We start from the raw sequence: 13,306 nt of genomic DNA, 5'->3' as shown, positions 1-13,306 counted from the left end.
ACCGCCTTCACGGCCGTCTGACCATCAGCCGGGTTCTCCGCACTCGCCGTCACCGACGCCGAACCCGTCACGTCCGTCCGCGTCGGGGTCGGCGTCGGCGTCGTGTCGGCCGGGGCCAACGCGCGGATCTCGGCGAGGCCCACGTTCTGCGTCCCGCCACTGACCGACGTCACCGTGAACCGCACCCACGTGACACTGCGCGCCGCGAACGTGACCCGCTGCACCGCACCACCGTTGCTCAACGCCGGCACCTGCACACTCGAGCCATCCGAGAACGTCAACGTCCCGCCCAGCACCTGGTCCACCGCGTTCGGCCGATCAGCGAGGTCCACCGCGTCCAACGCCGTCGCCTTCGCCCAACCGAGCTGGATCCACGTCCCCGCACGACCGGACGGCGCGACCCACTCCGCCGTCGGCGCATCCGGGTACCCGCTCACCACACCGTCGACCGCCTTCACGGCCGTCTGACCATCAGCCGGGTTCTCCGCACTCGCCGTCACCGACGCCGAACCCGTCACGTCCGTGTGGGTGGGGGTCGGGTCCGTGGGGTCGGTGGGGTTCGTCGGCACCGGCGAGCCGGCGGTGTACTGCCGGCTGAGCCACGAGGTCTCCGGCCGCGCCGAGCAGGCCTGCCACGACGCGCACGTCTCACCGTCGTGGGCGGCGTAGGTGAAGAACGCGTCGGCCTTCGCCTGCGTCTGGGCCGTCGTCAGGTTCGCCGGACGGTCGGCGATCGGGTATCCCATGTACCCGGTGAAGTCGTGCGCGCCGGTGTACTGCCGCTGCACCTGGTCGGTCAGGTACGCGACCGTGTGGTGGTCGCTGTGGTCCCCGTCGCCGTACTCGCCCTCGTGGTCGAGGGTGTGGATGTCCGTCGGTGCGAAGTCCTGCACGATCCCCTGCAGCGTCGCCCGGAGCTGCGCGAGCGTGTACGTGGCGCTGTGCGGGGCGTCGGCGACGGTCTGCAGGGTGTCCATGTCGCCCGTGTACAGGCGCTGGAGGCTCTCGTACCCGTTCGCCCAGAAGCCGTTGCCCTCGACGTTGCCGTCCGGCAGGTCCATGAAGACCAGGCTGATCCGCGGGTCGGCGGTCAGGGTCTCCGTGAGCAGGGTCCGTCCGGCGACCGTCGTGGAGCCGGTCGTCGACGCCGGGTCGACGCCGGCCATGCTCGCGTAGGCGGCCATCAGCCCGACCTGGCGTTCCTGCCAGTACCAGTCGGGCTTGCCGGCGTCACCGGCGGTGACGATCACGGAGCGCACGCAGCGCCCCGCGTCGATGTCCTTCCGCAGGTCCGTGCCCTGGAAGAGCAGATCGTCGTCGGGGTGGGCGACGACGTTGAGCACCCGCCCCGCGCTGCAGTCCGCGGCCGCAGCCACGGCGGGCTGGACCGCGAGGTTCGGCGCGACCAGCACGGCGAGCACCGTGGCGACCACACCCGCGACGGACGCGACGGTGGCCCGTCGCGTCCGTCGCGGTCTGTCGGAGGTCGGTTCAGTCGGTCGCATGGCGCAGGCCCTCCGTCGTCAGTTCGTACATCGCGGTGGTTCCCGATGACCAGACCCGCTCCCAGTAGGGCGAGGACGCCATGGCGGCGGCGAGCTCCTGGTAGTCGGCGTCGCTCTGGTAGCCGTACCGCTCGTCGTAGGCGCCGAAGGGCTCCGCGACCAGGGCGTAGTAGCCGGTGGCCGACCAGTTCACGACCAGTTCCCGCGTCACGTTCGACAGGTCGGCCTCGGCGTCGTAGCCGCCGGTCGGGTCCGGGTACGGGCCGAGAGCTTCGCGGGACAGGTAGCCCACGTCGAAGTACCGTGCGCCGGTGTTGCTCGGGACGGCGTTGGCCGAACCGGTGAGCAGCATCACGGAGCCCGCGGGGGCCGTGCGGTCGTAGTACTGCGTCGCCGCGGACTGGCTCCGGGTCATCACGCGGTTCCAGTCGAGCGAGGTCTGCCCGAACGCACCGATCGCGACGAGCGCCGCCACCGCTGCTCCGGCGACCGCGAACCGCACGGCGGACGGGCGCATCCCCCGCTGCAGGACCGTCCCGACCGGGGCGAACCGACCGGCGGGCATCGGGAGCGCCGCCGCCAGGATCGCGATCCACGGCGTCGCGAAGAGCACGACGCGGAAGACGCCCTCCTGGCCGTAGTTCGTGGCGACGAGCAGCGAGATCGGGCTCGCGGCGGTGGCGAGGAGCGCCCAGTGCGTCCGGTCGCGTCGCATCAGCACGGTCACCAGGGCGATGAGCCCGAGCACCACGAGCGCGGCTGCCGGGATGTCGAACGCCAGGCGCGTGACGAGCGGCTTCGGCAGGACGGTCATGTCGTGCGCGGGCGGCTGCACGTTGTCGAGCACGCGTCCGACCGCCGCGAGCGACAGGAACCGTCCGAGGATGTCGCCGTTCAGCGCGGCGAAGACCACCGCCGGCACGAGCACGACGACGGGCAACCACCAGGGGCGGAGCATCCGGAACACGATGAGCGTGACGAGTGCGGCGACCGTCAGGTACGGGGAGATCTGGTGCGTCACGGCGAGCACGATGCCGATGAGGGTGATCGCGATGATCCGCGAGAGCCCCACCCGCCGTGCCCGCGGCTTGGCGGCGACGGAGCCGTCGGCGGTGGTGACGGCGGCGTCGCGCAGCGGTCCGGTGGCGAGCACGAGGATCACGATCGACATCAGGATGCCGGTCGACTGCGGCGAGAAGTACGTGGTGTTGAGCGAACCGGTCATCGCGGTCAGCAGCGCTGCGATCCACGGCCGACGGGCGCCGGGCAGCCAGTGCGCCGCCAGGACCCCGACCGCGATGGTCGTGCTGAACGCGAGCAGGACCGGCACCCAGGCGGCGATGAGGATCGTGTTGACGATGCCCCCGACGTCGGCGACCCAGGCAGCGCCGGCGAACAGGCCGGACCAGGTCTGGAAGATGTCGGCCGACGGGTTGGTCCCACCGAACTGGCGGATGTACTCGACGACACCGATGTGCCGCGCGGCGGCGGTCACGGTGGGCACGCCGTACGTGATCGCCTGGGCGAGCTGCACGACACCGCCGAGCACGACGACGGGCACGGCGAGCCCGCGACCGCGCACCAGGGCGATGACCGCGGCGGCGACGACGAGCGCGAGGCCGACGACCAGGCCGGGGCCGAGCGAGCCGAACAGGCCGGCCGGCACCGGGTCGCCCATGTGGGTGAGCGCGGCGACGACCACGACGACGAGCCCGCCGAGCGAGAGCGCCGTCACGGTGGCGGTCGTGCTCCACCGGCGCCGGGCGGTCTCGCGCTGCACGAGGCCGGTGCGACGGAGCTCCACCAGGTCACGCGGTACCGAGACGGCGAGCGCCGCCGCGGTCAGCACGACGACCCCGACGAAGGGGACCGTCGGCGCCCAGACGTGGAAGGTCGCCATGGTGTACCCGATGCCGATCGTGCCGACGAGCGATCCGGTGACGGCGAGGACGGTGAACCTTGCGAGGGACATCGGACGGACGAGCAGCATCGGGGCCACCCCGAGCAGGGCGAACAGGAAGACCGCGACGGCGCTCGCCCGCAGAGTGGGCAGCTCGACGACGCTGCCGACGGCGGCCAGCACGAGCGTCAGCACGACGATCGCGGCGGCACCGAGTCGGGCCGCCGGCCCCATCGCGCCACCCGAGGTCGGTCGTGCCGGACCCGCGGTGTCGAGGCCGCGCTGCAGCTCGTGACGACCGTGCGCCGTGCGGTCGATCGTTCCCGCGCCGCCCATGCGTTCACGGAGCGCCAGGAGCGGAGCGGTGAGCACGGAGCGCCGCTCGACGCGACGCAATCGACGCTTCGTCGCCGCGAACTCCGCGTCGACCGCGTCGACGGCGTCCGCGCCGCGCGCGGCGTCCGTCCCGTGGCCGTTCGCCGGAGCAGCGGCGTCAGCGTCGTCGACCTGCTCGAGGCCGAGGCGAGCGAAGGCGCTGATGGCCTCCGGCGCCGCGTCCACCGAGGCGGTCAGCGTGTCGCGGTCGAGTGCGTTCTTGGTCATCCAGGCTCCGAGTCCGTGGCCGTGCGCGGCAGCGGCGGCGCGGAGCGACGCGACGTCGTCCGCCGATCGCTGCCACGCGATCGCGGCCGGTTCGACGGCGATCGCGGATCCGGCGAACAGCAGTCGTGTGAAGAGGTCGAGGTCGTCGCCGCCGCCGACGCGGGTGCCGGGCCCGAAGGCGGTGTCGAACCCGCCGATCCGGAGCGCGGTCGCGCGGTGCACGGCGAGGTTCGCGCCGGTGCCGTAGGCCGAGGCCGCGAAGGGGTGCAGGGGGAGGTCGTCCACCGGGTCGTCGAGCCGGAACACCCGGCGGCGGACGGTCCGCCCGCCGGGGGTTCGGTCGTCGTGCCAGCGCTGCGCCGGTGTCCGGAGCTCGGCACTCGGCACGAGCCCGGTGACGCAGGCCACGTCCGGGTCGTTCGCGAAGGCACGGGCGATCGCGGCGATCCAGCCGCCGTCCACGACGGCGCCCTCGTCCACGAACGCGACGACGTCGCCGGTCGCGACGAGCAGGCCCGCGTTCCGCGCGGCGGCGAGGCCGCCGTCGGGCGCGGGGATGGTGGTGACGCGGCGTCCGCCGATGTCGACGGTCGCCACACCGCCGTCGTCGGCGCCGTGCGAGACGACGACGACGTCGAAGTCGGGGTGCCCGTTCGCGAGCACCGACCGCATGGTCGTACCGGCGGCACCGTCCGTGCAGAGCACCACGGTGACGGACGGCAGCACCAGACCTGCTGCCGGCCGACGCTCGGGTGCCGGCATGGGCCGGATCGCGCGCTGCAGCGCACGGACGTCGATGGTGCCGCCGATGCGGCGGCGTTCGGTGATCTCGGCTTCGACGAAGCCGAGCGGCTCGCCGTGGTCGCGGACGAGCAGTCGGGCACGCCCGTACCCGGTCGATCCCTGCAGGGCGATGACGTCCCGGTGGCTCGACGCGTGCACGTCGGCACGGTCGACCTCGCCGACCCAGAGCGCGCCGTCCCAGGTGGGGACGAGCGGCCCGGTCACGACCGGCGAGAGGACCATCGCCAGGGTCGCGCGGGTCACGGTGTGCCCACCGGCTGCGGGAGCGGTGCGGGTGCGGGCGGGGTCCGCACGACGACGGTACCGAGGACCCGGCCGACGGCGTAGCCCGCGACCGTCGAGACGACGGAGAGCGCGATGGCGTACGCCCGCAGGCCTCCGCCACGACCGACGTGGCGCAGTTCGCGCAGCACGGCGCCCGGGATCACCCGGGTCAGGTAGGTCGACTCGCTGGCGAGCGAGTCGCCGGTGCCGACCCGACGGCTCAGCACGGCCTTCGAGATGCCCTCGTAGTAGCTGCGGCGGCGCAGGTAGCGCATCGTCACACGGTCCGGGGAGACCCGGTGCGAGACGTTCGAGCGCGGTTCGTGCCGGATCCGCGCACCGGGGCGGGCCTGGGCGATGCGGATGCAGAGTTCGGTCTCCTCGCAGCCGAGCGGCTGGTTGCCGACGCGGCCGATGCCGGAGCGGAAGCCGCCGGCGAGCAGGATCGCGTCGCGGCGGAACGCCATGCTCGACCCGATGACGTTGCGGACGTCGCCCGGGGTCTCGGGCAGCCCGCGGTACGAGCACCCGACGATCCAGAGCAGTTCGTCGGCGTACGGGCCGGGGCCGGTCGCGGTCGGCCACGACGGCGTGGCACGACCACCGACCCCGACGACGTCGGGGTCCTCGAGCGCGGTGAGCATGTGTCCGAGCCAGTCGGGGTCCGCCGTGGCGTCGTCGTCCAGGAACGCGACGACGTCGGCGTCGGTCAGGGCGACACCGGTGTTGCGGGCTCCGGAGAGTCCGCGGTCCTCGGTGTTCGGGACGACCCGGAGTTCCGGCCAGCGTGCGGCGGCGCGGGCCAGGAGCTCGGGCTCGTGGTCGATGACGACGACGACCTCGGGGCGCTCGGGCTGGCGCTTCGCCGACTCGACGCTGTCCTGCAGGTCGCCCCAGCGCTGCTGGGTGTAGGCGCAGATGACGACCGCGACGGTCGTCACGCGACGTCCTCCTCGAGGGCGACGACGGACGCCACGACGGCAGCCCCGGCGACGGCGGACGCAGCGACGGGGGTCGCGACGGACGCGGCAACCGGCGCGGCGACGACGGGGGCAGCAGCCGGCGCGGCGAGCTGCTCGGCCGGCGGCACGACGCTCATCGCCGCGCGACGGACCTCGGCACGGCCGATGGCGGCGCGACGACGCTCGTGCATGATCGACTTCAGCACGCGGATGCCGTCGGTCACGGCGTTGAGGTTGCTGGAACCGTGCACCCGGAGCTTCTCGTGGCTCGGCACCTCGGTGATCGCGAGCTCGGCGGCCGACCAGCGGCAGGTCAGGACGGTCTCGATCTCGAACCCGTCGCCCCACAGCATCGAACCGTCGGCCGGCTTCGGCAGCTCGGACGACAGCAGACCGATCTCCGGCAGGACGTCCGCCCAGAAGGCGTTGTAGCCGTAGCAGAGGTCGCTGTAGCGGGTGCCGAGGATGATGTTGCAGAGCATGTTCAGGCCGCGGTTGCCCATGTTCCGGACGATCGTGATGTCGTCGCTGCCACCGCCGAGCGAGTACCGGGTGCCCTTCGCGACGTCGGCGCCGTCGACGAGCGCCTGGACGAACCGCGGGATCTCGTCGGGGTCCGCGGAGCAGTCGGCGTCGAACATGACGACGATGTCGCCGGTGACCGCCTCGAAGCCGCAGGCCAGGGCGTTGCCCTTGCCCTTGCGGGTCTGGTGCACGACGCGGATGTCGGGCATCACGCGCTGGGCGGCGGCGATGGTGTCGTCGACGGAGTTGCCGTCGACCAGGATCACCTCGTACACGGGCGGGAGCTTCGGGAGGATGATCTCGAGGTTGCGGGCCTCGTTCCGCGCCGGGATGACGACGGAGACCCTCGGGTCTGCAGGGCGAACGGTACGTACGGGCATGGCGCGGTCCTGTCGGGTCAGGGTTGCTGTCGGGTGGTGGCTCGTCGTGACGAGCGGCGCGTCCTCGGATGACGCATCGACGACGGTGACCGTCGTCGGTCGAGCAGCGGGACGCGGGTACGACGCCGCCTGCTTGCCGCGGGTGAGTGGGTACTCTCCCCCGCGGTTCCAACCATCGCCGTGGCCAGCGGGAGGGTCAATGCGCGGTGCGGTCCCTTGCGGACACCCGGGTGCGGATACGGAAACCCGCAACGGTCGTGCAGGTTGGCGGTCCGGCGCGGCGGCCGGAGGGTGGTGGACGCATGACGAGCGGACGGGAGGCGCGGTGCCAGCCGGCACCGCGCCTCCCGTCCGGTCGTGGGCCGGTCTCAGGCCTGCGGCACGTCCGCCGTCTCGAAGGCGGCCCGCAGCGCGACCGCCAGCTCGGCGACGTGCGGTTCCCGCAGCAGCGACGTGTGCTCGCTCGCGATCCGCACCATCTCGGTGGGCCCGCGCAGCAGGGCGGACCACCCGGCGGCGTCGGGGTTGGCGTCGGCGAGGACGTAGGTGGCGCGCCCGTGGAACGGCGTCGGGTGGTGGCGCCTGGTGACGATCTCGGCCTGGTCGAAGAAGGCGTCGAAGTCCTTCTGCCCACCGTGCCGCAGCACGCCGGCGGTGTACGCACGGAGCCGCTTGGCGAACAACGCGCCGTACGGCACACCCGCGGGCAGGACCCGCCTGACCGCGCGGTCGAGCCCCCGCTGCACGGCCCGGACGGCGGTGTTCGGATGGTCGCGCGGCTCCATCCGGCCGAAGTGCAGGCGGGCCTGTTCGGACTTCGTGCGGGGCAGGTAGGTGTCGAGCAGGACGACGTGCTCCACCTGCTCGCCGCTCTCGGTGAGGAGCCGGGCGATCTCGAGCGCGACGAGTCCGCCGAGCGAGTGCCCGACGAGCAGGTAGGGGCCTCGGGGCTGCACGATGCGCATCAGGGCGAGGTAGCGGCGGGCGCTCCGCTCGATGTTCCAGTCCGGCATCCCACGGCGCTCGAGCGCGTGCTGCTGGAACGCGTACAGGTCGTGCGCGGGCAGGTGCCGCGAGAGCGGCAGGAACGTCAGCGCCAGGGCACCGCCACCGGCGAAGCAGAACACCGGCGGACGGCCGCCCTCGCGCGCCTCGGACACCTTCACGACGTCGGGGTGGCTCGGCAGCGCGCTCGTCCCGCTCCGCACCCGTCGGGCGAAGGCGCGGAGCGTCGGGTGCTCGAGCACGTCCGAGGAGCGCAGGTCGACGCCGAGCCGGTCCTGCACGACGGCGAGCATCTCCTCGGCGGACAGCGAGTCGCCGCCGAGCGCGGAGAAGTCCTCGTCCAGGTGCACGCCCCGGAGCCCGAGCACCTCGGCCCAGATCTGCCCCACGACGAGCTCCCACTGGTCGTACTCGCCCTCGACCATCTCGGTCTCGACGCTCGGCGCCCCGGGCAGTTCGGCCCGGTCGACCTTGCCCCGCTCGTTCCGCGGCAGTTCGGTCATCGGCACGATCGACGCCGGCACCATGTACTCGGGCAGCCGGTCGCGGAGCGCACGTCGGAGCGCACCCGGTGCCGGGGTGCGGTGTCCGGGGCGACCGACCACGTAGGCGACCAGCCGGGTGACGGAACCGGGGTCGACCTGAGCAGTCACGACCGCGTCGTGCACCTCGGGGACCGCGCGGAGCGCCGCCTCGACCTCACTCGGCTCGACCAGGTAGCCGCGGACCTTCACGGCGTCGTCGGATCGGCCGAGCAGCACGAGCCGGCCGTCGGGGTCGACGCGTGCCAGGTCGCCCTGCCGCCAGCTCGGGGTCCCGACTGGGATGCCGGCGCCGGCCTCGGCCTCGCCGGTGCGTCCGGCCCGTTCGGCGGTCTTCTCCGGCGCGCCCCAGTAGCCCGCGGTCAGGGCGTCGGAGACCACGACGAGTTCGCCGGTCTCCCCCGGGTCGGCGGGGCTGCCGTCCTCACGGAGCACGAGCACCGTCTTGCCGGGCAACGGCCACCCGGCCGGCACGACGCCCTCGGGCACCGGCTCGCCCGGGGTCACCGGGCAGTACGCGACGCACGCGGTCTCGCTCGAGCCGAAGGCGTTCAGGAGCAGCGTGTCCGGGTCCAGGTGGGGTCGAGCCGCGGCGAGGTCGGCGCCGGTGACGGACTCGCCCGTGGTCATCAGGAAACGCAGTCCGCCGAGCACGGGTGCGGTCCCTGCGGCGGTCCCGTGCGACCCGGGGGCGTTCTGCGACCCGATGATCGAGCGCAGCAGGTGCGGGGTGCAGACGAGCACGTTCACGTCGTCGTCCCGGAACCGCCCCAGCAGCCGCTCGACACCCAGTTCACGCGGCTCGAGCAGCACGATGGTGCCGCCGCAGAGCAACGTGTCGAACGAGAACAGGAGCCCGGCCGCGAACGACAGCGGCAGGACGACCCCGAGCCGGTCGCCGGGGCCCAGGCCGAGGGCGACCGCGTCCTGCTCGGCGTCGGCGATCTGCTGCCGGTGCGTCAGGACGACGCCCTTCGGCATGCCGGTCGAGCCGGAGGTGAAGACGATGGCGAAGGGGTCCCGCCCGCCGGGGCGCACGCCGACGGAGTCCGTCGACGGGGCCGCGCCCGGTTCGCCCGCGTCCAGCAGTTCGCCGAGTGCGTGCACCCGGCCGTCCCGCTCCGCGACCACGTCGGCGGCCAGCGCCGCACGTTCGGTGTCGGCGACGATCTCGTCGACGCCGGCGAGCCGGGCCACGTGTGCCAGGCGTGCTGCGGGCAGGTGGTCGTCGAGCACCACCACGGTCCGTCCGGCACGCACCAGCGCGAGGACACCGATCACGGCCTCGGTCGACTGCCCCGCCATCAGCCCGACAGGCTTCGACGCCCCGCCCGGGGTGTCGCCGACGCCGGCGCCGCTGTGGTCGTCGGGTCGGAGCGTCACGGCCAGGGCTGCGGCCAGCGCGCGCGAGGCCCGGTCCGCTTCGGCGTAGGTGTACGGACGGCCGTCCCCCGCGAGCGCGGCGGCGTCGCCCCGGAGTGCCACCACGCGGTCCCAGCGGTCCAGCACGGAGTGGTCGGCCGCCGCGGGCACGGCTGCGGGGTGGTTCCAGGGATCGACGGTCGTCAGCGGGTCGACGGAGGTCACGATGACACCTCGGGTGCTCAGCAGCGGACCGCCACGACTCCCGCGACGGTCTTCTGACCGTAGGTCCGCGCTCCCCCCGCCCGCGAGCAGGCGACGGCCCGGTGCGGGGAACCGCAACCGGCCTGGAGGCGCGGCCTGCGTCCGCCACGGACGGTACGACTCCGGAACGACCGGACCACCGCCGTGGGCGCCTTCCGCACGGCGGCTGCACCGGCTCGGGGATCGTGCGGTTCCGCGCAACCTCCGGATCAGCCGTGGCGTGACCGTGGATGAGCCGTGCATGGCCGATGAGGACGCTCGGACCCACCACGGCCGGGAACGCGAACGGCCCGGGAACGAGAACAGCCCCCGGGAGATCCCGGGGGCTGTTCATCGAGTGCTGGGGTACCTGGACTCGAACCAAGAACGACGGTACCAGAAACCGCTGTGTTGCCAATTACACCATACCCCAAAAGGCCTGTCGGCCTTCTGGCCCGGTCACCCGGGGCACGATCAACTACTGTACAGCATCCCGGAGGTCCGCAAGACCACCCACCAGGTCTCGGTGCACGGCGGCGGCGGTCGCGGCTCCGTGCCCGGCGGCGACGATGAGCTGTTCCGGCCCGGGAGGCGTGACGTCTCCCACGGCGTAGAGCCCCGGGACGGACGTCCGGCCCACCCGGTCGACCACGAGGAGTCCCTGCGTGTCGCGCTGGAGCCCCCCGAGTGCCTCGGGCGTGTCGCCGCCCGCCGCCGTGTTCCCGCTCGTTGCGCTCGTGCTCGTGTTCGTGTTCGTGGTGGCGCTCGTGGTGGCGCTCGTGCGCAGCCAGTCGAGGTCGGCGTGCCACACCGGTCGGACGAACCCACCGGTACGTGGCTCGACGTGGCCGTCGGCGAGCCGGACGCCGGTCATCCCGGAGCGATCGCCCTCGAGGTCCTCGACGACCCGCTCGTCCACGACGACCCCCGCCGACGCCAGCCGAGCGCGGCCCGCGTCGTCGAGCGGCGCCACCCCGTTCGTGTAGACGATCAGGTCGTCGGTCCAGGAGGCGATGAGCAGGGCGCGGTCGACCACGTCGTCGGTCTCGCAGATGAACGCGAGCGGCTGCCCGGCCTTGTCGTACGCATCGCACTCGACGCAGCTGTGCACCGCCGTGCCGTAGAACGCGCGGAGCATCGGCAGCGCCGGGAACTCCTCACGCAACCCCGTCGCCACGACGACCGTCCGGGCGCGGGCCTCGAGCTCGGTGCCGCGCCACGAACCGTGCACCCGCCAGGTGTCCGTGTCGGGGTCCGGGGCCACCAGGTCGACGACGGACTGCACGACCGTCGCTTCCGGGTACCCCTCGACCTCGGTCCGCCCGAGCTTGCGGAGCTCGAGCGGCGAGATGCCGTCCCGCGTCAGGAACCCGTGCGACCGCAGGGTCGCAGCGTTCCGGGGGCGGTTCGCGTCGACGAGCAGCACGGTGCGCTTCGCCCGGACCAGGTTGAGCGCAGCGCTCAGCCCGGCCGGACCAGCGCCGATGATCGCGACGTCGTGCACGACCGGGACGGTGTGCGCCGTGCTGGTCACGGTCGGTCAGCGCGCCGCGAGGGCGCGGAGCCGGGTCAGGGTGGACTCCTTGCCCAGGATCTCCATCGACTCGAACAGCGGCGGGCTGATCCGGCGTCCGGACACCGCCACGCGCAGCGGGCCGAAGGCGACGCGGGGCTTCAGGCCGAGCTCGTCGATGAGGGCCGCACGGAGCGCGCCCTCGACGGCCTCGGTGGTCCAGTCCTGGACGCCCTCGAGTGCCGCGGTGCTCGCCGTCAGGACCGTCGCCGTGTCGCCCTTGAGCGATGCCAGTGCGTCGTCCTCGACCACCAGGTCGGCGTCGGAGGTGAACAGGAACCCGAGCATCGCCGGTGCCTCGCCGAGCAGCTGCATGCGCTCCTGCACGAGCGGAGCCGCCTTGGTCAGGACCGCGAGCTGCTCCGGGGTCGCCGGGTCGCTGATGAACTCCGACAGGTACGGCAGCAGGCGCGACCGGAAGTCCTCCGGCGCCAGCAGACGGATGTGGTCCCCGTTGATCGCCTCGGCCTTCTTGTGGTCGAAGCGGGCCGGGTTCGGGTTCACGTCGGTGACGTCGAACGCCGCGACCATCTCGTCGATCGAGAACACGTCGCGGTCGGGGCCGATCGACCAGCCGAGCAGCGCCAGGTAGTTGACGAGCCCCTCCGGGATCATGCCGGCGGCACGGTGGTGGAACAGGTTCGACTCGGGGTCACGCTTCGAGAGCTTCTTGTTGCCCTCACCCATCACGTACGGCAGGTGCCCGAACACGGGGATGGAGGGCGCGAGGCCGATCTCGTACAGCGCCTCGTACAGGGCGATCTGCCGCGGGGTCGACGACAGCAGGTCCTCGCCCCGGAGCACGTGGGTGATGCCCATCAGGGCGTCGTCCACCGGGTTCGTGAACGTGTACAGCGGCTTGCCGTTCGGACGGACCACCACGAAGTCGGGGAACGTGCCCTGCTTGAAGGTGATCTCGCCGCGCACGAGGTCGTCGAAGCTCAGGTCACGGTCGGGCACTCGCAGGCGGAGTGCCGGCTCGCGGCCCTCGTCGCGGAAGGCCTGGCGTTCGGCGTCGGTCAGGTCACGCTCGTGGTTGTCGTACCCCTGCTTCGGGTCACGACCGGCGGCCTTGTTGCGGGCCTCCATCTCGTCCGGCGTGACGAAGGACTCGTAGACGTGGCCCGATTCCTTGAGCTTCGCGATCACGTCGTCGTAGATCGCCGTGCGCTCGGACTGCCGGTACGGTCCGTGCTCGCCGCCGGCGTCCACCCCTTCGTCCCAGTCGAGCCGGAGCCACCGGAGTGCGTCGAGGATCTGCGCGTACGACTCCTCGCTGTCGCGGGCGGCGTCGGTGTCCTCGATGCGGAACACGAGCTTGCCGCCGGTGTGCCGGGCGTACGCCCAGTTGAAGAGCGCGGTACGGATGAGCCCGACGTGCGGGGTCCCCGTCGGGCTCGGGCAGAAGCGGACGCGGATGTCGGAGCCGGAGGCGGTGGTGAATGGCGCAGTCATGACCCGTCAACCCTACCGCGGCGCCTGTCCCTCCCCCTGCCCTGCGGACGGGCCGCAAATGCAGAAAACCCCTGACCAGTACTGGTCAGGGGTTCCCTGGTGTTTCTACGTTAAGTCCGGCGGCGTCCTACTCTCCCACAAGGTCCCCCTTGCAGTACCATCGGCGCTGAGAGGCTTAGCTTC

Annotated in this window: 7 protein-coding genes and 1 tRNA gene; all 8 read right to left on the bottom strand. The window is 72.6% G+C overall.

Annotated features, from left to right (window positions below; translation table 11 throughout):
• Positions 1 to 1,433, bottom strand: a 1,433-nt coding sequence (locus DEJ30_RS17695) for a PIG-L family deacetylase (RefSeq protein ID WP_181420206.1), incomplete at its 3' end; no start/stop codon positions are given.
• A gap of 58 nt (positions 1,434 to 1,491) precedes the next feature.
• Positions 1,492 to 5,055 carry a glycosyltransferase gene (locus DEJ30_RS17690; RefSeq protein ID WP_110862948.1) on the bottom strand — a complete coding sequence of 1,188 codons (3,564 nt, stop codon included), beginning with the start codon at positions 5,053 to 5,055 and terminating at the stop codon, positions 1,492 to 1,494.
• Positions 5,052 to 6,017: a glycosyltransferase family 2 protein gene (locus DEJ30_RS17685; RefSeq protein ID WP_110862947.1), complete on the bottom strand. Its 966-nt coding sequence runs from the start codon at positions 6,015 to 6,017 to the stop codon at positions 5,052 to 5,054. Before DEJ30_RS17685 ends, DEJ30_RS17690 begins: the two co-directional genes overlap by 4 nt.
• On the bottom strand, positions 6,014 to 6,943 hold the full coding sequence (locus tag DEJ30_RS17680) for a glycosyltransferase family 2 protein (RefSeq protein ID WP_110862946.1): 930 nt from the start codon (positions 6,941 to 6,943) through the stop codon (positions 6,014 to 6,016). The genes DEJ30_RS17685 and DEJ30_RS17680 overlap by 4 nt, the downstream gene beginning before the upstream one ends.
• A 368-nt stretch (positions 6,944 to 7,311) precedes the next feature.
• Positions 7,312 to 10,077, bottom strand: a complete 2,766-nt coding sequence (locus DEJ30_RS17675) for an AMP-binding protein (RefSeq protein ID WP_181420205.1) — start codon at positions 10,075 to 10,077, stop codon at positions 7,312 to 7,314.
• A 379-nt stretch (positions 10,078 to 10,456) separates the two neighbouring features.
• Positions 10,457 to 10,528: transfer RNA gene (locus DEJ30_RS17670), tRNA-Gln, on the bottom strand.
• A 45-nt stretch (positions 10,529 to 10,573) separates the two neighbouring features.
• On the bottom strand, positions 10,574 to 11,599 hold the full coding sequence (locus tag DEJ30_RS17665; protein ID WP_258370041.1) for an NAD(P)/FAD-dependent oxidoreductase: 1,026 nt from the start codon (positions 11,597 to 11,599) through the stop codon (positions 10,574 to 10,576).
• A gap of 36 nt (positions 11,600 to 11,635) precedes the next feature.
• Positions 11,636 to 13,123, bottom strand: coding sequence for a glutamate--tRNA ligase (gene gltX / locus DEJ30_RS17660; protein WP_110862943.1), 1,488 nt, complete (start codon positions 13,121 to 13,123; stop codon positions 11,636 to 11,638).
• Positions 13,124 to 13,306 lie beyond the last annotated feature (183 nt).

The sequence above is a fragment of the Curtobacterium sp. MCPF17_003 genome (assembly GCF_003224385.1).
In the GTDB taxonomy this organism is placed as follows: Bacteria; Actinomycetota; Actinomycetes; order Actinomycetales; family Microbacteriaceae; genus Curtobacterium; species Curtobacterium flaccumfaciens.
This window is presented reverse-complemented; position numbering and strand designations above follow the sequence as displayed.

What these genes read in the sequence shown, in the direction of transcription:
- gltX (WP_110862943.1), bottom strand. Translation starts at nt 13,123, where the DNA reads ATGACTGCGCCATTCACCACCGCCTCCGGCTCCGACATCCGCGTCCGC.
- DEJ30_RS17680 (WP_110862946.1), bottom strand. Translation starts at nt 6,943, where the DNA reads ATGCCCGTACGTACCGTTCGCCCTGCAGACCCGAGGGTCTCCGTCGTC.